Source organism: Saccharopolyspora sp. NPDC003752 (genome assembly GCF_053605825.1).
This window is the reverse complement of record NZ_JBSGJZ010000011.1, coordinates 178771-197503: the sequence shown is the minus strand read 5'-3', so window position 1 is coordinate 197503 and position 18733 is coordinate 178771. Positions and strand designations below refer to the sequence as shown.

Annotated in this window: 19 protein-coding genes; 12 read left to right on the top strand and 7 right to left on the bottom strand. The window is 70.9% G+C overall.

The genetic code is table 11. The annotated features are described in order from the left end of the window. The first annotated feature begins 207 nt into the window (after positions 1–207). Entirely contained in the window at positions 208–1173 is a 966-nt protein-coding gene (gene trpS, locus ACWEV3_RS17105; protein WP_452614783.1) for a tryptophan--tRNA ligase, read from the top strand. A 129-nt stretch (positions 1174–1302) separates the two neighbouring features. Next, positions 1303–1962, top strand: a complete 660-nt coding sequence (locus ACWEV3_RS17100; RefSeq protein ID WP_452614782.1) for a Uma2 family endonuclease — start codon at positions 1303–1305, stop codon at positions 1960–1962. Here ACWEV3_RS17100 and ACWEV3_RS17095 read toward each other — a convergent pair whose 3' ends face one another. From ACWEV3_RS17095 to ACWEV3_RS17085, 3 genes are all read right to left on the bottom strand, one after another. Next, the gene (locus tag ACWEV3_RS17095) at positions 1963–2811 is read right to left on the bottom strand and encodes an NUDIX domain-containing protein (protein ID WP_452614781.1); all 849 of its coding nucleotides are present in this window, start codon (positions 2809–2811) and stop codon (positions 1963–1965) included. Positions 2812–2961: 150 nt separating this feature from the next. Next, a complete protein-coding gene (locus ACWEV3_RS17090; protein ID WP_452614780.1) occupies positions 2962–4338 on the bottom strand; it encodes a sensor histidine kinase in 1377 nt (458 codons plus the stop codon). Next, positions 4335–5021: a response regulator transcription factor gene (locus ACWEV3_RS17085; RefSeq protein WP_452614779.1), complete on the bottom strand. Its 687-nt coding sequence runs from the start codon at positions 5019–5021 to the stop codon at positions 4335–4337. The genes ACWEV3_RS17090 and ACWEV3_RS17085 overlap by 4 nt, the downstream gene beginning before the upstream one ends. A 686-nt stretch (positions 5022–5707) precedes the next feature. Between ACWEV3_RS17085 and ACWEV3_RS17080 the strand changes: the two genes are divergently transcribed. The 7 genes from ACWEV3_RS17080 (at position 5708) to ACWEV3_RS17050 (ending at position 13010) form a co-directional block, all read left to right on the top strand. After that, positions 5708–7297 (top strand): ABC transporter substrate-binding protein, encoded by a 1590-nt coding sequence (locus ACWEV3_RS17080; RefSeq protein ID WP_452614778.1) that lies wholly within the window; start codon positions 5708–5710, stop codon positions 7295–7297. 10 nt (positions 7298–7307) lie between these two features. Further along, on the top strand, positions 7308–8261 hold the full coding sequence (locus ACWEV3_RS17075; RefSeq protein ID WP_452614777.1) for an ABC transporter permease: 954 nt from the start codon (positions 7308–7310) through the stop codon (positions 8259–8261). Continuing rightward, positions 8258–9160: an ABC transporter permease gene (locus ACWEV3_RS17070; protein ID WP_452614776.1), complete on the top strand. Its 903-nt coding sequence runs from the start codon at positions 8258–8260 to the stop codon at positions 9158–9160. Before ACWEV3_RS17075 ends, ACWEV3_RS17070 begins: the two co-directional genes overlap by 4 nt. Positions 9161–9272: 112 nt before the next feature. Beyond that, positions 9273–11042: an ABC transporter ATP-binding protein gene (locus ACWEV3_RS17065; RefSeq protein ID WP_452614775.1), complete on the top strand. Its 1770-nt coding sequence runs from the start codon at positions 9273–9275 to the stop codon at positions 11040–11042. Further along, positions 11042–12151 carry a serine hydrolase domain-containing protein gene (locus ACWEV3_RS17060; protein ID WP_452614774.1) on the top strand — a complete coding sequence of 370 codons (1110 nt, stop codon included), beginning with the start codon at positions 11042–11044 and terminating at the stop codon, positions 12149–12151. Before ACWEV3_RS17065 ends, ACWEV3_RS17060 begins: the two co-directional genes overlap by 1 nt. Before the next feature lie 102 nt (positions 12152–12253). Then, positions 12254–12667 carry a GNAT family N-acetyltransferase gene (locus ACWEV3_RS17055; protein WP_452614773.1) on the top strand — a complete coding sequence of 138 codons (414 nt, stop codon included), beginning with the start codon at positions 12254–12256 and terminating at the stop codon, positions 12665–12667. A gap of 46 nt (positions 12668–12713) precedes the next feature. Further along, entirely contained in the window at positions 12714–13010 is a 297-nt protein-coding gene (locus ACWEV3_RS17050; RefSeq protein WP_452614772.1) for a 4a-hydroxytetrahydrobiopterin dehydratase, read from the top strand. A 5-nt stretch (positions 13011–13015) separates the two neighbouring features. Here ACWEV3_RS17050 and ACWEV3_RS17045 read toward each other — a convergent pair whose 3' ends face one another. Further along, positions 13016–13975: an FAD-dependent oxidoreductase gene (locus ACWEV3_RS17045; protein ID WP_452614771.1), complete on the bottom strand. Its 960-nt coding sequence runs from the start codon at positions 13973–13975 to the stop codon at positions 13016–13018. A gap of 201 nt (positions 13976–14176) precedes the next feature. Beyond that, the gene (locus ACWEV3_RS17040; RefSeq protein ID WP_452614770.1) at positions 14177–14572 is read right to left on the bottom strand and encodes a winged helix-turn-helix transcriptional regulator; all 396 of its coding nucleotides are present in this window, start codon (positions 14570–14572) and stop codon (positions 14177–14179) included. A gap of 106 nt (positions 14573–14678) precedes the next feature. Here ACWEV3_RS17040 and ACWEV3_RS17035 point away from each other — a divergent pair, with 106 nt between their 5' ends. The 3 genes from ACWEV3_RS17035 to ACWEV3_RS17025 all read left to right on the top strand — a co-directional run bounded on the left by ACWEV3_RS17035 (position 14679) and on the right by ACWEV3_RS17025 (position 16750). Continuing rightward, positions 14679–15614, top strand: coding sequence for an NADP-dependent oxidoreductase (locus ACWEV3_RS17035; RefSeq protein WP_452614769.1), 936 nt, complete (start codon positions 14679–14681; stop codon positions 15612–15614). Between the two features lie 43 nt (positions 15615–15657). Further along, complete coding sequence (locus ACWEV3_RS17030; RefSeq protein ID WP_452614768.1) at positions 15658–15993, top strand: hypothetical protein; 336 nt, start codon at positions 15658–15660, stop codon at positions 15991–15993. 109 nt (positions 15994–16102) lie between these two features. Further along, complete coding sequence (locus ACWEV3_RS17025) at positions 16103–16750, top strand: DUF6461 domain-containing protein (RefSeq protein WP_452614767.1); 648 nt, start codon at positions 16103–16105, stop codon at positions 16748–16750. A gap of 45 nt (positions 16751–16795) precedes the next feature. On the opposite strand, the gene ACWEV3_RS17020 is transcribed toward ACWEV3_RS17025, so the two are convergent. Together ACWEV3_RS17020 and ACWEV3_RS17015 are read right to left on the bottom strand one after the other, a co-directional pair. Beyond that, positions 16796–17545 (bottom strand): alpha/beta fold hydrolase, encoded by a 750-nt coding sequence (locus ACWEV3_RS17020; protein WP_452614766.1) that lies wholly within the window; start codon positions 17543–17545, stop codon positions 16796–16798. Next, positions 17529–18710, bottom strand: a complete 1182-nt coding sequence (locus ACWEV3_RS17015; protein WP_452614765.1) for an MFS transporter — start codon at positions 18708–18710, stop codon at positions 17529–17531. The genes ACWEV3_RS17020 and ACWEV3_RS17015 overlap by 17 nt, the downstream gene beginning before the upstream one ends. Positions 18711–18733: the final 23 nt, after the last annotated feature.

The window sequence follows — 18733 nt, the reverse complement described above, 5'->3', positions numbered from 1 at the left end:
TTTCACGGTAGCCCTTCCACTTGACCGCTGCCGATCACCAAGCGGTAACATTGCCGCGTGCGCGTGATGTCGAACATGTGGTGGGCCGTCCGAGGGCGGCCCAGCATCGTCGTGCACTGACACGCAGACCATCGGCCGCCCCTCCGGGCGGCCGAGCGGTGCGAGGTCGATCCCGGGGGCAGCGGCCCAGGACCCCAGGAGAGACCAATGACCCGCCTGTCCGGGATCACCCCGTCCGGCCACGTCCAGCTGGGCAACTACCTCGGCGCCGTGCGGCGGTGGGCCGCCGAGCGCGAACCTGCGGACCTGTTCTTCGTCTCCGACCTGCACGCCATGACCACGTCGCACCGGCCGCAGCGGCTGCGCGCGCTCACCCGCGAGCAGTTCGCGGTGCTGCTCGCGGCGGGCATCGACCCGGATTCGCTGTTCGTGCAGTCGGATCTGGCGGGCGAGCTGGGGACGCTGAACTGGATCTTGGAATGCACCTGCTCCTACGGCGAAGCCGCCCGGATGGTCCAGTTCAAGGAGCGGGGCGCCGGACAGGAGTCGGTGCGGGTGGGTCTGCTGACCTACCCGGTGCTGATGGCCGCCGACATCCTGCTGCAGGGCGCCACCCAGGTGCCGGTCGGCAGCGACCAGGACCAGCACGTCGAGCTGGCGCGCACGCTCGCCCGCCGGTTCAACGCCAACTACGGCGACGTGTTCGCCGTCCCGGAAGCCGTGGTGCCCAAGACGGCGGCGCGGATCCGGGACCTCGCCGACCCGGCGCGCAAGATGGAGAAGTCCAACCAGCAGTCCCCCGGCGTGGTCTTCGTGCTCGACGAGCCCGACGTCATCCGCCGCAAGTTCCGCCGGGCGGTCACCGACGGCCTCGACGAGGTGCGGTACGACCCGGACGGCCGGCCGGGGGTGGCGAACCTCCTGGAGATCCTCGCCGCCTGCAACGACACGAGCCCTTACGCCGCAACGGAATCGGCGAGCACCTACGCGGAGCTCAAGGAGGCGGTGGCCGACGCCGTGATCGAGGAGCTGCGACCGGTGCGCGAACGCGCCCGGGAACTGCTGGAGGACGCGGCGGAGCTGGACCGCATCCGAGCGCACGGGGCGAAGCGGGCGAGCGAGCGGGCGCAGCCGCGGCTGCAGGCCGCGTTGCGCGTGACCGGCCTGCGCTGATCTGCCGGAGCACGGGGCACCCGCGACCAGGCCGCACGGCCGCGGGCGCCCTGTACTACCTGCGCATTCGTTCACTAGTTCGAGTGGATCACCTGGCGAACAGCCGATCAGTATCGGCAGCCTGGACCCATGGGTACTGTGATGGAAGGCAACACCGCGTTCTTGGTCGAGAGGAGTGCCGCCGTGGCTGCACCATCGTTCGACCCGCACGCCCCGTTCGATCCGCTCGTCGACCTGGACGGCCTGTGGACGCCCGAGCTTGCCGAAAGGTACCTACCGATCCCGGGAATGCCCCCGGTCAAGTACGAGTGCCTGGACGGAAAGCTGATCATGAGCCCGCGCGAGGGAACGGCCAACATGTTCGCCGTGTGGACACTGGGGAAATACCTGGAGCCCACAGCGGCCAAGAGTGGGAACCGCTTCTACCTGACGGTCAACGTTCTGCTCGACGTGAAGAAGTGGATCGAACCGGACTTCGTCGTGCTGAAGCAGTCCGGCCAGGGTCGTGTCTGGATCCCTCACGAGGACGTGCTGCTCGCCGGCGAATGCGTGTCGCCTTCAAGCAAGGAGAACGACCGCGTCAACAAGCCCGCCAGGTGCGCTGAGGTCGGCATCCCCTACTTCATGCGTGTTGAAGTGAACTACTCGGACGGCCGCGTGAATGTTGAGCTGCTGCGGCTACAGGACGGCAGGTACCGACCACAGGCCAGAGGATCCGAAGTCGAAATCTTCGAAACGGAGCTGCCGTTCCCGCTGTCGTTCGACCCAGCCGAGCTGCTGGAACCCTGACTAGGTTCCGGCCAGCAGGTTTCGGAGGGAGTGGACGAGGACCCGGTCGGCGTCGAGCCAGTCGAGTCCGGCCAGTTCGTCCGCCTCCACCCAGCGGACTTCGCTGTGCTCCACGGCTTTCGGGGTCGCCATCGGGTCGGCGAGTTCGGCCGCGTGGATACGCAGGAGCATGCCGTTGCTGAGCGGGACGTCCGTGCCGACGCGGCCGGTCGGGCGGACTTCGACGGCGAGCTCTTCCTGGCATTCCCGGACGACCGCGGCGGATTCGTCCTCGCCCGGCTCGACCCGGCCGCCGGGCAGCTCCCAGCGGCCCGCGTCCGGGGCGGGGTAGCTGCGCTGCTGCGCCAGCAATCGTCCCTTGTGGACGATCGCGGTGCCGACGACGATCGGGCGGGTCGCCCAGGATTCGGCGAGTTCCCGCGCGCCGGCGATGCGCGCGGCCAGCACGTCCAGCGCGAACCGGCGGACTACGGCGACGTCGACGAGCCGCCCCAGCGGACCGAACGGCGTCGTCCAGTGCAGCGAGTCGGTGAGCAGCGTCCGGGGGCCGACCTCGGCGAGCACCGACTCGTGGCGCAACTCCGGCAGCGGGCCGGAGATCAGCACGGAACTCATCGCGTCGGCATCGGCGCGCACGACTCGAGTGGTCAGATCGACGGGAAGGCAGGCGATCTTGGTGTGGAAGACGATCTCATCGCCGGGCACGAGCAACGCGGCCGGACGGGTGGCGGCGCGGCCGCTGACGCCCAGGGCCGCGAGTCCGACCTCGGCGGTCCGGGTGTGCCGCAGGGCGGCGCCCACCGTGGCCACCGGCGCCTCGATCAGTCCCGTGCTCCGCAAAACCGACACGTGCAGACATCTTGCCCCACCCGGTCGGGTCAACCACCACCGCATGGCCGGAGGCGGTGCCGACAGGGAGCGCGACGAGCACGTCCGCGTCGCGGCGGCGTCCGCGCGCCGACGGTTTCCGCAATCGGCACCGCCGCGGGGTGCGTCCGTTCAGCTGTCGGCCGCGTACCGCGGCCAGCGCGCCACGACGCGAGCGCCACCGTCCGGCGAATCCGCGGCGCGGACCGTTCCGCCGCGACGGCGCACCGCCTCGGCCGCGAGGGCGAGTCCGAGCCCGGCTCCGCCGGTGCTGCGCGCCCGGTCCGATTCGACCCGGTGGAACCGGTCGAACACCCGCTCGCGGTGCTCGACCGGAATCCCGGGGCCGTCGTCGTCCACCACCAACCGCACCCAACCGACCCCGGAGGAGCCCATGCCATCAGCGAAAACGGAGACCCGCACCAGGGTGCGCGTGTAGCGCAGCGCGTTGCCGACGATGTTGTCCAGCACCGTCGACAGCTCCGCCGGATCGGCGAGGACCAGCACCGGCCGGGCCGGGACCTCGACCTCGATCCGCGGTCCGAGGCCGGGTGAGCCCGGCAGTTCGAGCCGGTTGGCGGCGGCCCGCACCGCCGTGCCGATGTCGACCGGCTGCCCCGGGGCGACCGTGCCGCGCTCGGCCCTCGCCAACGCGAGCAGGCTCTCCACCAGCACCGACAGGCGCTGCGCCTCGTGCGCGATGTCCTGCAGGGTCTCGTGGGCGAGCTCCGGGTCCGGGTGCATCACGGCGACCTCGGCCTGAGCGCGGATCGACGCGACCGGGTTGCGCAGCTCGTGCGCGGCGTCGCCGGTGAACCGCCGCAGCCGTTCCGTGTCCGCGTCGCGGCGGGCGAGCATCGTGTTGAGCTCCTCGGCGAGGGCGCGGATCTCGTCGACGGCCGCGGGCACCGGCAGCCGCTCGCCCTCGGGCAGCCCGGCGGCGGCGATCCGCATCCGTTCGACCGGGCGCAGCGAGCGGCGCACCACGAGCCAGGTGGCGAGCCCGACGAGCGCGGCGGCGAGGATCGAGCCGAAGCCGAGCAGTCGGCCGGTCTTGCCCGCGGTGTCGGTGAACCCGACCAGTCGCGCCCCGGTCGCGACGAGCAGCGGGCGGCCGGTCGGATCGGGCACGACGACGCCGCGCCACCGGTGCAGTTCGGCGGGCGGCTCGAAGTCGATCACGCCGTCGCCGGCGCGCAGCTCGTCGATCTGCCAGCCGTGCAGGCTCGACTCGGGCAGCCCGTCCAGCGGAGCGCCCGAGGTGTCCAGCACCCGGATGTCGGGGGCGGCGACGGCGGCGGGCGAGGCGCCGGCGGCGAGCCGGTTCGCGGTCGCGGTGGCGGTGCGTTGCAGGTCCGCATCGACGGAGTCGATCAGCAGCCAGCTGACGACGCCGGTGCTCACGTGCGCGACCACGCCGAGTCCGATCAACGCCACGACGGCGGCCACCACGCTGGTGCGGAACTGGATGGTGCGGCGGTGCCACCACCTGCGCAGGCGCGTCATCATGCCGGTTCGGCGCAGACCCGGTAGCCCTGACCGCGCACGGTCTGCACCAGTTCCCCGGCGCCGGCCGCGGCGAGCTTGCGGCGCAGGTAACCGACGTAGACCTCGACGACGTTGCGGGTGACGAACTGCTCTTCGCCCCAGACCATGCGCAGCAGGTCGTCCTTGGGCACCACGGCCTCCGGGTGGCTGGCCAGCGCGACCAGCAGTCCGTACTCCCTCGGCGAGAGGGCGATCGTCTCTCCTGCCCAGCGCACCTCGCGGGCGGCGCGGTCGATCTCCAGATCGCCGACCCGCAGGCTCACCTGCCGCCCGGCGGTTTCGCGCCGCCGCAGCAACGCGCGCACCTGCGCGACCAGCACCAGGAAGGAGAAGGGTTTGACCAGGTAACCGTCCGCACCGAGATCCAGCCCATCGGCCTGGTCGACCTCGCCGTTCTTCGCCGAGATCAACAACACCGGGGTGGTCACGTCGTCGGCGCGCATCCGCTCCAGCACCCGGTAACCGGACAGGCCGGGCAGCATCACGTCCAGCACCACGACGTCGAAGGCACCGGTCAGGGCCAGGCGCAGGGCATCGATGCCGTCGGCCGCGATGGTCACGTCCATGCCCTCGGCGGACAGCCCGCGGCGCAGCGCGGCACGAACTCCCGGCTCATCGTCCACCACCAACACCCGCGGCACCATGGCCCAAGCATGCCGATCCGCCGACCGCGGCGGCAGGGAAATCTCAGTCGGTTCTCAGCTGAGAGCTTCTTTCTCAGGTGGATCTCAGCCTCGGACCGGCTCGGGGCGCCGCTGCCGGTCGTCCGCGCGGTCGGCGGCGCGTCGAAGCGGACAAAACGAACCGATCGCGGAAGTCGAATCGACGGGAATGGCCGGAAAGACCGATTGCTGCGATCACCGTCCGGACCCGGTCGGCCACACCGGGCGATGGACCGGACCCGGCGAATTGTGATGCTGGTCGCCATCCGATCGGACGGCTAACGCCGGGAGAACCACCTGCGAAAAACCTCGCCCCCGGCGTCTCCGAGGCGCTCTCCGGGGCCGCCCGGGACCGGCGAAACCCATGGCCAAACGCGGTTCGACGACATGATCAAGCGTTGCGAAAGTAGCAAGAGCCGGCAACGTTTGGACCGTCACCGACGACCCGGGTCTTGACATATCGACCCAGTACATGGCGGCTTGACAGCCTCCACCGCGTCGGTAAAGGTCGATGCGATCGATTGACTGATCAATCAGTAATGGGTCGAAACGCAACGCCAGCGGGGCGCTGTCGAGAGGCTCCAGCGCCGCCCCAGCGGCCGCATCACCGGCGCCAGTCCGCGCCGACGGGTGCCGCGCGCCCCGCGAGACACAGGAGGTTCCGCCGGATGCCGAGCAGAGGACAGTCGAACGCCGGCCCCAGTCGTCGCGACTTCCTCCGGTACGTCGCAGTGGGCGCCGGCGCAGTGGGCGCGGGCGCCGTCGTCAGCGGGTGCGCGGGCGGCGCGGTGCGAAAGGCACCGATCCCCTCCGGTCCGCCGCAGTACGGCGGTCGGCTGCGGGTCGGCATCGTCGGCGGGTCCAGCAAGGACACCCTGGACGCGCACGCCACCGTGACCCACCCGGACCAGGCACGCATCTTCCAGCTCTACGACACGCTGCTTCGGTTCGACTCCGACTACCAGATCCAGCCCGCGCTGGCCGAATCCGTCGAGTCCGATCCGCAGGCGATGACCTGGACCATCCGGCTGCGCGAGGGCGTCGAGTTCCACAACGGCAAGACCCTCGCCGCCGAGGACGTGATCCACACCCTCCGCCGGATCGCCGACCCGGCGGACCCGAAGAACGGCGCAGTGGGGCTGAGCGCGCTTGACCTCAACGCCATGCAGGCGCTGGACCAACGCACCGTCCGGCTGACGCTGTCCCGCCCGGACGTCACGCTGCCCGACCAGTTCGCCGAGTACGCCAACGGAATCGTCCCGGTCGGCTACGACCCGAACCGGCCGGTGGGCTGCGGCCCGTTCGCCTTCGACTCCTTCGAACCCGGCCAGCAGAGCCTGTTCACCAAGAACCGCAACTACTGGCGCGACGGCGAGCCGTACGTGGACGAGGTCGTGATCATCGACTTCCCGGACGACACGGCACGGATCAACGCGCTGCTCGGCGGCCAGGTCGACGCCATCGACCAGGTGCCGCTGGGGCTGCTGCGGGTGCTGGACGCCGACCCGAACCTCCGGCTGCTGGAATCCCAGACCGGCTCGTGGGTGCCGTTCACCATGCGGGTGGACCGGCCGCCGTTCGACGACGTCCGGGTGCGGCAGGCGTTCCGGCTCGTCGTGGACCGCGAGCAGATGATCAAGCAAGTGCTCGGCGGCCACGGCACGATCGGCAACGACATCTACTCGCCGGCGGATCCGCTGTACAACTCGGCGCTGCCGCAACGCGGCCGCGACGTGGCCAAGGCCCGCCAGCTGCTGCGCGAGGCGGGCCGGGAGAACCTGACCGTGGAGCTGGTGACGTCGCCGGTCGCGGCCGGTGTGGTGGAGGCGGCGCAGGTGTTCGCCCAGCAGGCCGCCGACGCCGGGATCACCGTCAACATCCACCGGGTCGATTCCGGCGAGTTCTTCGGCGACATGTACCTGTCCTGGGACTTCGCGCAGGACTACTGGTTCACCCGGAACTTCCTGGCGCAGGCGGGTTCCGGCAGCCTGCCCGACTCGCCGTACAACGAGACCCACTGGAACCACCCGGAATTCAACGATCTGGTGTACCAGGCGCGGGCCACCACCGATCCGGCGCGCCGCAAGGAGCTCGTCGCGCGCGCCCAGCAGATCGAGTGGGAGAGCGGCGGATACATCATCTGGGGCTTCCCGAACCAGCTGGACGCGCACAGCGTCCGGGTCGTCGGGCTCGAACCGGACAAGAGCGGCGCACCGTTGAGCTCCTACGGTTTCCGCCACGCGTGGCTGGCGAAGTGAGGGCGGACCGATGAATCGAATGCTGGTCAAGCGAATCCTGCTCGGCGTGGTCATCCTGTGGGCCGTGTCGGTGGTGGTCTTCCTCGCCACCCAGGCGCTGCCCGGGGACGCCGCCCGCGCCATCCTGGGCCGCGAGGCGACTCCGGAGCGGCTGGCCGCGCTGCGCGAGCAGCTGCACCTCGACGAGCCGATGTGGGTGCAGTACTTCTCGTGGCTGGGCAACATCTTCCGGCTCGACCTCGGCACGTCCTACGCCAACGGCATGCCGGTGGCCGAGCTGCTGGGCTCCCGGCTGAACAACTCGCTGGCGCTGATGCTGTGCGCCACGGCGATCAGCGTGCCGCTGTCCATCCTGGTCGGCACCTACAGCGCGCTGCGCCGCGACAAGGCCTTCGACCACGCGACCTCGGTGGTCAGCCTGGTGCTGGCCTCGCTGCCGGAGTTCGTGGTCGGCATCGTGCTGGTGCTGGTCTTCTCCACCGGGATGCTCAACCTGCTGCCCGCCGTGTACGTCATGACCGGCACGGGTTCGGCCTGGAGCGATCCGACGCAGCTGGTGCTGCCGACGCTGACGATGGTGCTCGCGGTTTCGCCGTACATCGTGCGCATCATGCGGGCGACCATGATCGAGGTGCTGGAGAGCGAGTTCGTGCAGCAGGCCCGGTTGAAGGGGCTGCCGGAGCGCACGGTGATCCTGCGGCACGCGCTGCCGAACTCGATCGGCCCGGTGGCCCAGGTGATCGCGCTGCAGCTGGCGTGGCTGGCCGGTGGCGTGGTCATCGTCGAGTTCCTGTTCCGCTTCCCCGGTATCGGGTTCGCGCTGGTGGACGCGGTGAACAACCGCGACCTGCCGGTGGTGCAGACGCTGACCCTGGCCATCGCCGCCGTGTACATCGTCGTGAACCTGCTGGCCGATGTGGTGAGTCTGGCCGCCAATCCGAAGGTGAGGTCCGCCGCGCGATGACCACGACTGCGCAGATCGAGGAAACCCGAGCGACTCCCGCCCCGCCCGTGCCGCGCGCGGTCGGCGCGTGGCGGGCGGCGCTGCGCCTGCCGCGCACCAAGATCGGCCTGGCGCTGTCGATCCTGGTGGTGCTGACCGCGATCGTCGGGCCGCTGCTCGCGCCGCACGGTGCCACCGAGTTCGTGGACACCCCGTTCTCCGATCCGACGGCGAGCTCGTGGTTCGGCACCGACAACCTGGGCCGCGACGTGCTCACCCGGTTCCTCCACGGTGGACAGACGCTGCTGGTGCTGGCGGTGCTGGCCACGCTGCTCGGCGTCGGGCTCGGCTCGCTGCTGGGCATGTACGCCGGCTACCGGCGCGGCTGGTTGGACGAGGTGCTGATGCGCTTCGGCGACATCGCGCTGGCCTTCCCGCAGGTGGTGCTGGCGCTGCTGTTCGTCAGCGTCGTCGGCCCGGAGCTGTGGCTGCTGGTGCTGGTCGTCGGCGGCAGCCACCTGCCGCGGGTGATGCGCGTGGTGCGGGCGGCGACGCTCTCGGTCGCCGAGCGCGACTTCGTCAAGTCGGCGGAGGCGATCGGGCTGTCCCGGGTCCGCATCCTGCTCGGCGAGATCCTGCCGAACGTCACCGGCACCGTGCTGGTGGAGCTCGGGCTGCGGCTGAACTACTCGATCGGCCTGGTCGCCGGGCTGAGCTTCCTCGGCCTGGGCCTGCAGCCGCCCACGGCGGACTGGGGCCTGATGATCAACGAGAACCGGATCGCGCTGACGGTGCAGCCGTGGGCGGTGGCGCTGCCGGTGATCGCCATCGCGGTGCTGACGATCGGCACCAACCTGGTGGCGGACGGCCTGGCGCGCTCGGTCGCGGGCGTCGACCGGGGAATCGAGAAGGCCCGCTGATGCCACCGCCGACCTGTGATCCGCAATTTCCATTGAAATCGAAGGTCCGATTTCCATTGAAATTGCGGGAGATCCCGGACCACGACCTGTCGCCGACCCGTTGGGGGTGCCGATGACCGCCGCTGCTCTGGACGCCACCGGACTGGAGATCCGGGGCGTGCCCTCGGAAGCCGCCATCGTCGCCGACGTGAGCTTCACCTTGGCGCCGGGTGAGATCCTCGGCCTGATCGGTGAATCCGGCTCCGGCAAGACCACGCTCGGCCTGGCGATGCTGCGCTACTGCAAGCGCGGCACCCGGATCGCCGATGGCCGCATCCTCGTCGGCGACACCGACCTCACCGCGCTGCCGCCGAAGCGGGCCGCCGCGCTGCGCGGCCGCCGGGTCGCGTACATCCCGCAGTCGCCGGGCTCGGCGCTGAACCCGGCGCTGCGCCTGCACACGCAGCTCGCGGAGGGCGTGCACGACGTCTCCGGTGAAGCGGCGAAGCGGCGGATCAAACAGGTCCTGACCGAGGTCGCGCTGCCCGATGACGACGAGTTCCTGGGCCGGTACCCGCACCAGCTCTCCGGCGGTCAGCAGCAGCGCATCGCGATCGCGATGGCCTTCGTCGGCCGCCCGGAGGTCGTGGTGCTGGACGAGCCGACCACGGGCCTGGACGTGACCACCCAGAAGCGGGTGCTGACCACGATCCGCGAGATGTGCGAGCGGCACGGGACGGCGGGCGTGTACATCTCGCACGACATGGCGGTGGTCGCGGAGCTGGCCGACCGCATCGCGGTGATGTACTCGGGCCGGATCGTGGAGACCGGCCCGACCGCCGAGGTGCTGAACGAGCCGCGCCACCACTACACGGCGGGCCTGGTCCTCGCGGTGCCGGACCTGGACGGCGAGCGGGCGATGCAGGCCATCGACGGCCAAGCGCCGTCGCCGTTGAGCCGCCCGGACGGCTGCGCGTTCGCGCCGCGCTGCGCTGCCGCGACCGACGAGTGCCGCGCCGAGGTTCCGCCGGTGCAGGAGGTCTCCCCCGGCCACGAAATCCGCTGCCTGCAGCCGCGTTCCGGGCGTCTCGTAGCACCGGCTCGCACGTCGGATTCCGTTCCGGCCGAGGCGGAACCGGTTCTCGAAATCCGCAACATCCGGGCCTGGTACACCGATTCCCCGGTGCTGCAAGACGTTTCGCTGAGCGTGTCGCCGGGTTCCTGCCTCGCGCTGCTGGGCGAGTCGGGCAGCGGCAAGACCACGCTCTCGCGCTGCCTGGCCGGTCTGCACCCGAAGCACGAGGGCTCGGTGCTGCTGCACGGCGAGGAGCTGGCGGCCGGCAGCGGCAAGCGCACCCGCGAGCAGCGGCGGCAGGTGCAGTACGTGTTCCAGAACCCCTACGAGTCGCTGAACCCGCGACGCCGGGTCCGCGACCTGGTGGCGCAGCCGATCTCGGTGCTCGGCGGGGAGTCCGGCGGCAAGAGCACGTCGGAGCGGGTCATCGAGGCGCTGGAGCTCGCCGCGCTGCGGCCGGACATCGCCGAGCGCTACCCCGACCAGCTCAGCGGTGGCGAGCGGCAGCGGGTGGCGATCGCGCGCGCCCTGGTCACCCGGCCCGAGGTGCTGATCTGCGACGAGATCACCTCCGCGCTGGACGTCTCGGTGCAGTCGGCGATCGTCGACCTGCTCCGGGACCTGCGGGAGAAGATGGGGCTGGCGCTGGTGTTCGTCACGCACAACATCGCGCTGGTGCGCAACATCGCGCAGCGGGTCGCGATCCTGCAGAACGGGCGCATCGTGGAGCAGGCGCCGGCCGAGGAGCTGTTCACCGCGCCGCAGCACGACTACACCCGGTCGCTGTTGAGCGACGCGCCCAACTTCCAGCTGGAGGCGAAGAACTGATGTCGGTCGCAGCGGGTTTCGAGCGGGTTGCCGAGGAGTTCGCCGAGGTGGTGGCGGCCGATGCGGCGGGTGCGGCGTTCGCCGTCTTCCGCGACGGCGAGCAGATCCTCGACCTGCAGGCCGGGCACCGCGACCAGGCCGCCACCGAGCCGATGACGACCGACACCCTGATGCCGGTGTTCTCCGGCACCAAGGGCATCGTCGCCACCGGCGTCGCCCTGCTGGTCGACGCCGGCGCGCTCGACCCGGACGCGCCGGTGGTCCGGTACTGGCCGGAGTTCGGCGCGGCGGGCAAGCAGGACGTCCTGGTCAGGCAGCTGCTCTCGCACTCGGCGGGGTTGCCGTACCCGGCGAAGCCGGTCACCCGCGAGGCGGCGATGGACAACCGGGCGATGGCCGAGCTGCTGGCCGCGCAGGCTCCACTGTGGCCGGTCGGGACGACCACCGCTTACCACGCGCTGACCTTCGGCTGGCTGGCGGCGGAGCTGATCCGGCGGGTCGACGGGCGGGAGGTCGGCGAGTACCTGCGCGCCGAGGTCGCGGAGCGGGTTCCGGCCGACTTCTGGCTGGGGCTGCCCGAGTCCGAGTGGCCGCGCACCGGGCGGCGCTGGCGGGCGGCCGACTACCAGGTGGCGAACCGGCTGAACACGCCGGAGGCCCTGGCCTACCGCGACAAGGTCTACGGGAATCCGCCCACGTTGCTGGGCGATGACGCGCCCTGGAACACCCCGGCGTGGTGGGTCGGCGGCAGCCCGGGCGGCGGTGCGATGGCCTCCGCTCGCGGCATGGCCGCGGTGTACTCGGCGCTGGTGACCGGCGAGCTCGTCGGCGGCCGGACGCTCGACCGGATCCGCCGCGAGGAGAGCCGGGGCACCGATCCGGGCACCGGCCGGCCGCTGGCCTTCGGCCTGGGCTACGAGCTGCAGGACTCGATCGAGACCTACGGCCCGGAGGCCGCGGGGTTCGGCCACAGCGGGGCGGGCGGTTCGCTGTTCGGCTGCTGGCCGCGCCTGGGCGTGGCGTTCGCCTTCAGCCCGTGCCTGATGCGAACGGAGGGTTCCGACGACCGTTCGCACCGCCTCCTGACCGCGCTGCACGCCTGCCTGTAGGGCTCGGTCGCGCGCGAAACGCCACCCCACGGGGCCGCCAAGCGGCTCGGCCCCCACACCTCGTCCGGCTAAATCGGTTGGCCGGGTCGATACGCTCGGGGCATGGAGTTCGAGGTGGACGATTCGCGGGCCAGGGTCGATCGCGACGCGGTGTGGGAATTCCTTTCCACGCAGGCGTATTGGGGCAAGTGGCGCAAGCGGGCAGATCTCGACAAGCAGATCGACCTGGCCTGGCGCGTCGTCGGCGCCTACCGGAAGCCGGACGGCGGGCTGATCGGCTTCGCACGAGCCTTCTCCGACGGGGTGGGCACGGCGTACCTGGCCGACGTGTTCGTCCTCCCGGAGGCGCGCGGCCACGGCATCGGCAAGGCCCTGGTGCAGGGCATGATCGAGGACGGACCCGGCCGCGATTTCCGCTGGATGCTGCACACCGACGACGCGCACGGCCTCTACCGCGGCTACGGCTTCACCGATCCGGACAGCACCTACTTGGAGCGTCCGCGACGCGTCTCGTGAGCGGTGCCGGGTGGAGGTCGGCGCGCCGAACCTCCACCATGTCGGTATGACGGAACTGCTCACCGATAACCAGGTCACCGAAGCGCTCCAGCACCTGCCGGAGTGGACCCAGTCCGGCGTCAAGCTGACCCGCACCGTCGAGTTCGGCAACTTCCCGCAGGCGATCCAGGCGGTGAACCGGATCGCCGAGATCGCCGAGAGCGAGAACCACCACCCGGACATGGACATCCGCTGGCGCACCGTGACGTTCTACTGCACCACGCACTCGAAGGGCGGCATCACGGCCAACGACACGTCGCTCGCCCAGGAGATCGACAACGTCGTGGAGCAGCTCAGGTCCTGAGCGGCTCAGCCGATCTCTTCGGCGAGGTCGGCTGCCTCGAAGGCGCATCCCCAGGACAGCGCGACGCCGCAGCCGCCGTGGCCGTAGTTGTGGATGATCCGCGCGCCTTCGTAGTGCTCGACCTCAACCCGCACCGATTCCCGGCCGGGCCGCAGCCCGACCAGTTCCGCGAGCACTTCGGCGTCGGCCAGTCGCGGCTCCACCGCGGCGCACCGGCGCCGGATGCCCTCGCTGTCCTCACGGCGGGGCGTGCAGTTCCAGTCCTGTTCGCCTGCGACGCCGCCGAGCACGACGCGGTCGCCGTGCGGCATGTACGAGGTGAACTCGCCGGAGTCGCTGAGCTCGATGAAGTACTCGTCGATCCCCGGGTTGCGCACCACGACGTGCTGGCCGCGCACCGGGTGAACGCCGGGGTCGCCGACGAGTTCCCGCGCGCCGACGCCGGTGCAGTTGACCACCGTCGAGGATTCGGCGACCGCCTCGGCCAGCGTCGGGACGGGGCTGAGCTGCAGGTCACCGCCGGCGTCGCGGAACCGGGCGACCAGGTGGTCGAGGTAGCGCGGCATGTCGATCAGCGGCACGGTCGCGCGGTAGCCGCTGACGAACCCGTCCGGCAGTTCCTCGGGCGTGCAGGGGCGCAGGTCGGGGATCAGCCTCGCCTCGGGCGGGACCGAGTCGCCGAGGTCGAACCGCGCCGCCATCCGCCCCGCGGCCAGGTGCACGCCGGAGTCCTCGTCGCGGGCGAGCGCGGTGAACTCGGCGTGGGACCTGGTCACCCAGTACAACACCCGGTCGGCGGGCCGCAGCATCGCCGGGCCCCACATCGCGCCCGCGACCGCGGAAGTGGTGTCCTGCGGCCGGTCGGCGGTGCGGATGCGCACGCGCCGGCCCGCCTCGGCGAGGACGACCCCGGTCGTCAGGCCCTGCACGCCCGCGCCGATCACCAGCACCGGATCTGCGGTCATCTTCGACACGCTAGCAGTCAACCGGCCAATTCGACGGGCTCGAACGCGCCGCCCGGCTCAGGCGTCAGCGGCCGGACCGCATCGCGAGCTGGAAGGAGGGCTCACCGATCGAACCGGCATGACGCCGACTCGCTCCACAGAGGACTTCCCGGGACCGGAGGGCACGTCGAGCCCCCGGTTCGCGCTGGTCAACGGGGTTGTTCAGCGGCCGTCGTAGGCGGTGCGGGCCGCGTGGATCTCGTCGATGTGGGATTCCGCCCAGGTCTTGGCCGCCTGCACCACCGGCAGCAGGCTCTCCCCCAGGCCGGTGAGCGCGTAGTCGACGCGAACCGGGACCGAGGGCGTCACGGCGCGGGACACGAGTCCGTCCCGTTCGAGGTTCCGCAGGGTCTGGGTGAGCATCTTCTGGCTGACGCCGGCGATCGTGCGCGACAGGTCGCTGTAGCGCTGCGGGCCGCCCGCGAGCGCGTTGAGCACGAGGCTCACCCACTTGTCGCTGATCCGGTCGAGCAGCTGCCGGGCCGGGCACTCGGCGAGGTACGCGTCGTACGCGGTTCGGGCTTCTGCGCGCCTCTGCGCGGCGGTCTGCGTGGCCACAGCACTCCCGTCTGCGTGCGATACGCACCTTGAAGTGCGTACTTCCGGATGGAGAGTAGCTCTCCCTAAGTTCGTCATCAAGATGCGATGGAACCAGGAGAAGCCCATGCGAGCAGTCGTCATCCGTGCGTTCGGCGGAACCGGAGTGCTGGAGATCGCGGATGTGGCTGTGCCCGAGGCCGGGCCGCGGCAGGTCCTGATCCGGGTGGCGGCGGCCACGGTCAACCCGGTCGACCTGGCCACCCGAACCGGCGCGCTCACCGATGCGGGCCTGCTCCCGGCGCGCGAGGTCATCGGGATCGGCTGGGATGCCGCCGGAGTCGTCGAGGCCACCGGCGACGAGGTCACCCGATTCCGGCCAGGAGACCGCGTGATCGGCATGTCGGACCGGCTGGACGTGCCGCTGGGCACCCAGGCCGACCACGTCGTGCTCGATGCGGACGCGCTCGCACACGCGCCCGCGGGCATCGACCTGGTGGAAGCCGCAACGCTGCCGCTCAGCGGGCTCACCGCCGCCCAAGCCCTCGACGCGCTCGCCCTGGATCCGGGCCAGACCCTGCTGGTCACCGGGGCTGCCGGAGCGGTCGGCGGCTTCGCCGTGGAGCTCGCGGCGGCACGCGGCCTGCGAGTGGTCGCAACGGCCTCGGCGCAGGACGAGTCGCTGGTCCGGAAGCTGGGTGCGGAGGTGTTCGTGCCACGTGGCGCCCGCCTGGGCGAGGCCGTTCGCCGCCTGGTGCCCGGCGGCGCGGATGCGGCGATCGACGCCGCAGCCCTCGGCGCAGAAGCACTCGACGCCGTCCGCTCGGGCGGAGCGTTCGCGGCGCTCGTCGGTGGCGCGGAGCCGCGCCCGCTGCGCGGCACTCACGTCTTCAACCACTGGATCCGGGCCGATGGGACGGGTCTCGCGGAGCTGGTCGCGCTGGCGGAGTCCGGCACGATCACCTTGCGGGTCGCCGAGGCCATGCCGTTGGACCGGGTCGCCGAAGCCCACGAGCGGCTCGCGCGCGGCGGTCTCCGCGGCCGCCTCGTGCTGGTGCCGTGAGCAGTCCGGAGGGAGTGCCTTCCTGCTCCCTACTGTGCAGACCGTGATCATCCCCGGCGAACAGGAGTTCCTCGATCAGTTCGGCGAAGCGCCCGAAGCCTTGGAAGAGCCGTGGATTCAGGGGATCGAGTTCGAGACCGAGAACGGAACCCTCAGGCTCAGCTTCGATCAGCACGAGAACTCCATCCGGTTCGAGTGGCGCCGAGGTGACGACGTCCTGTGGCGCTTCTTCCGCGAAGGCGCAACCGCTCTGAGCATCCGAGCGGAGAACCGAGAAACACACCTCATCGCGGAGTTCGAGTCCGGAGAGCTGTCCGGAGAAGTGGATGTCAGGGTTTACCCGAGGATCGCGGTCAAAGATTCCTCGCTCCGCAGTTGAAGGGGAGTCGCCTGGCCATCCGACTCTGCCCCTTCGTCTCTTGGTGGCTCCGGCGGCGCGCACGAGAATACCTGGCGGTACCACGCACGAGGCCAGGAAACGAGGTCACATGCCAACGCCCGGATTTCCGCCGGACACGCTCGACGGAGAGGGAGTACCCATCTGGATCACCGAGTTGGCCAGCGAAAACCCGAACCACGCCGTGCACGTGGTCCGCGACCTCGAACCCGCGGACGCGCTGGAAGTGCTGGGCGCCAAACCCCGGTTGTTCCGGCCGTGCGAGCTGCCCGGAAGCAAGCCGGACGAGTGGACTTCCCTCCCGGCCGCGGCCCTCGCCGCCGAACCCGGCGCCGGTGCGACGCTGCTGGCAGGACGCATCGGTGCGTGGACATTCGTGTACGACGACGCGGGGTACACCGTCGGCGACGACGACACAACCGCCCTGTCCGCCAACGGTCGCGTAGCGGCCACGAGCACGTTCTCCATCAACGCTGACGCCAGCCTCACCTACGCCGTCGACGGGAAGCAGCTCGCCTGGATCAACGTCGACGACCTCGACCTGGAGGAGGATCTGCCCGGCATGCCGGCCGAACTGCGCGCAGCGTTCGAAGCGGCCGGCACCGTCGAACACGACTACCTCGATCCCGGCGAACCCGACTACGACATCTGCATGCGCGCTATCTGCGCTCTTGCCGGCCTGCGCTGCACGGTCGAAGACCTGCGCCGAATCCCGCTGCTGGCCACACCGTTCGGCTGACCCCGCGCAAGTGGCCGGGGTCCCGAACTGCGGTCAGAGCGAGGCTCAGCCCAGGAAGTCCTGGATCGCCGCGAGCCACGGTTTCGGGTTCTCCGCGCCGATGAGGTGCCCGGAGTCGACCTCGACCAGCCGCGCGCCGGGGATCTTCGCGGCGAGCTCGCGGGAGTTGTGCGGCGGCACCAGGGTGTCCCGGGTGGTCGCGACGACCAGCGTCGGCACGGAGATCTTCGGCAGGTCGGCGCGGACGTCGACGGTGCGCAGCAGGTCGAGGTGGTCGCCGGTGCCGACCGGCACGCCGTCGGCGGTGCCCCGGAACACTTCGTCCCAGTCGTCGATGGAGTTCAGCGCCGCCGGGCTGAAGCAGTTCAGCAGCACGAATCGCGCGAGCGCGTCCCGGTCCGGGCCGTCGAGCAGCTGCTGCCAGAGGTCCACGGTGAGCCGGAAGTGCCGGTCGGCGGCGGCGAATCCGGCAGTGAGCACCAGCGACGTGACGCGCTCCGGGTATCGCACGGCCGCCCGGACGGCGACTGTGGTGCCCATCGAATAGCCCAGCACGCCAAAGGTTTCCACGCCCGCGTCGACCGCCGACGCGACGACCTCGTCGACGAGCCGGTCCAGTTCGAGCGGCTGCTCGGCCTTCGGCGTGCCGCCCGAGCCGGGGTAGTCCGGCGCGACGACCGTGCGCTTCCCGGCGAGCTCGTCGATGAACGGGAAGTTCGCCGCAGCCGACCCACCCGCGCCGTGGGCCAGCAACAGCCCGGGCCCGGAACCACGCAACTCAACGGACAGAGACATCGATTTTTCCTTTCACATCAACCGTTCGCCGAACGCCGGTGACCGACAACGCGGCCAGCGCGGCGAGAATGCCGATCCCGATGAGCCAGTACGGCCCGGCACCGCCGTCGAGCACCCGGCCACCGATCCACGCACCGCCGGCGTTGCCGAGGTTGAACGCCGAGGTGTTCACGGCGACCGTCAGGGTCGGCGCGCCCGCTGCCGCAGCGAACGCCCGGGCCTGCAACGCCGGGATCAGCGCGCAGCTCACCGCCCCGAGCACGAACACTCCCACCGCCGCGGCCACCGGATCCCGCACGACCAGGCCGAAAACCCCGAGCACGACGGCCATTCCGGCGAGCAGCCCGCGAACCGAACCCCACGGCCGCAGGTCCGCCAACCGGCCGCCCACCAGGTTCCCCAGCAGCCCGCCCACGCCGAACACCATCAGCAGCCAGGCCACCGCCCCGGCCCCGAAACCGGAGACGCCGGTGAGGATCGTGGCGATGTAGGTGTACGGCGTGAAGAGGGCGATCTGCGTGAGCACGGTGACCACGACGACCACGAGCACCTCGCGACTGCCCAGCGCCCTGATCTCCGCCCGCCCCGAAGAGGCCCCGGCCGCCCGCGACGACGGCACGGCGACCGCGACGACCACCGTAGCGACCAGGCTCAACGCGGCGATCGCCCAGAACGTGGCGCGCCAACCGAGCTCGTGGCCGAGGAACGTGCCCAGCGGCGCGCCGAGCACGGTCGCCAGGTTGAGCCCGGCGCTCACCACCGCAATCGCCCAACCGCGGCGCTCCTCGCCCACCACCGACACGGCCTGCACCAGACCGACGGCGAAGAAGGTCGAGTGCACGAGCGCCGCGAGCACCCGAGCGATCATCACCAGCCCGAAGGCGCCGGAGACCGCAGCCAGCACGTTGCCCGCGGTGAACACGACGATCAGGCCGACGAGCAGCGCTTTCCGCGGCAGCCGCGTGGTCACGGCGGTGACCACCGGCCCGGCCAGCGCGACCGTCAGCGCGTAGCCGGTGACGAGCAGGCCCGTCGTACCGACCGACACGCGCAGGTCCGCCGCGATGTCCGGCAGGACGCCGATCACCGCGTACTCGGCGGATCCCACGGCGAACACGCAGGCCATCAGCGCCACCAGGGCCCACCCACTCCGCTGACTTCGCATGCCACCGACGCTAGAGTTTGACA

What these genes read in the sequence shown, in the direction of transcription:
- trpS (WP_452614783.1), top strand. Translation starts at nt 208, where the DNA reads ATGACCCGCCTGTCCGGGATCACCCCGTCCGGCCACGTCCAGCTGGGC.
- ACWEV3_RS17100 (WP_452614782.1), top strand. Translation starts at nt 1,303, where the DNA reads ATGGGTACTGTGATGGAAGGCAACACCGCGTTCTTGGTCGAGAGGAGT.
- ACWEV3_RS17090 (WP_452614780.1), bottom strand. Translation starts at nt 4,338, where the DNA reads ATGATGACGCGCCTGCGCAGGTGGTGGCACCGCCGCACCATCCAGTTC.
- ACWEV3_RS17085 (WP_452614779.1), bottom strand. Translation starts at nt 5,021, where the DNA reads ATGGTGCCGCGGGTGTTGGTGGTGGACGATGAGCCGGGAGTTCGTGCC.
- ACWEV3_RS17080 (WP_452614778.1), top strand. Translation starts at nt 5,708, where the DNA reads ATGCCGAGCAGAGGACAGTCGAACGCCGGCCCCAGTCGTCGCGACTTC.
- ACWEV3_RS17075 (WP_452614777.1), top strand. Translation starts at nt 7,308, where the DNA reads ATGAATCGAATGCTGGTCAAGCGAATCCTGCTCGGCGTGGTCATCCTG.
- ACWEV3_RS17070 (WP_452614776.1), top strand. Translation starts at nt 8,258, where the DNA reads ATGACCACGACTGCGCAGATCGAGGAAACCCGAGCGACTCCCGCCCCG.
- ACWEV3_RS17065 (WP_452614775.1), top strand. Translation starts at nt 9,273, where the DNA reads ATGACCGCCGCTGCTCTGGACGCCACCGGACTGGAGATCCGGGGCGTG.
- ACWEV3_RS17060 (WP_452614774.1), top strand. Translation starts at nt 11,042, where the DNA reads ATGTCGGTCGCAGCGGGTTTCGAGCGGGTTGCCGAGGAGTTCGCCGAG.
- ACWEV3_RS17055 (WP_452614773.1), top strand. Translation starts at nt 12,254, where the DNA reads ATGGAGTTCGAGGTGGACGATTCGCGGGCCAGGGTCGATCGCGACGCG.
- ACWEV3_RS17050 (WP_452614772.1), top strand. Translation starts at nt 12,714, where the DNA reads ATGACGGAACTGCTCACCGATAACCAGGTCACCGAAGCGCTCCAGCAC.
- ACWEV3_RS17045 (WP_452614771.1), bottom strand. Translation starts at nt 13,975, where the DNA reads ATGACCGCAGATCCGGTGCTGGTGATCGGCGCGGGCGTGCAGGGCCTG.
- ACWEV3_RS17035 (WP_452614769.1), top strand. Translation starts at nt 14,679, where the DNA reads ATGCGAGCAGTCGTCATCCGTGCGTTCGGCGGAACCGGAGTGCTGGAG.
- ACWEV3_RS17025 (WP_452614767.1), top strand. Translation starts at nt 16,103, where the DNA reads ATGCCAACGCCCGGATTTCCGCCGGACACGCTCGACGGAGAGGGAGTA.
- ACWEV3_RS17020 (WP_452614766.1), bottom strand. Translation starts at nt 17,545, where the DNA reads ATGTCTCTGTCCGTTGAGTTGCGTGGTTCCGGGCCCGGGCTGTTGCTG.
- ACWEV3_RS17015 (WP_452614765.1), bottom strand. Translation starts at nt 18,710, where the DNA reads ATGCGAAGTCAGCGGAGTGGGTGGGCCCTGGTGGCGCTGATGGCCTGC.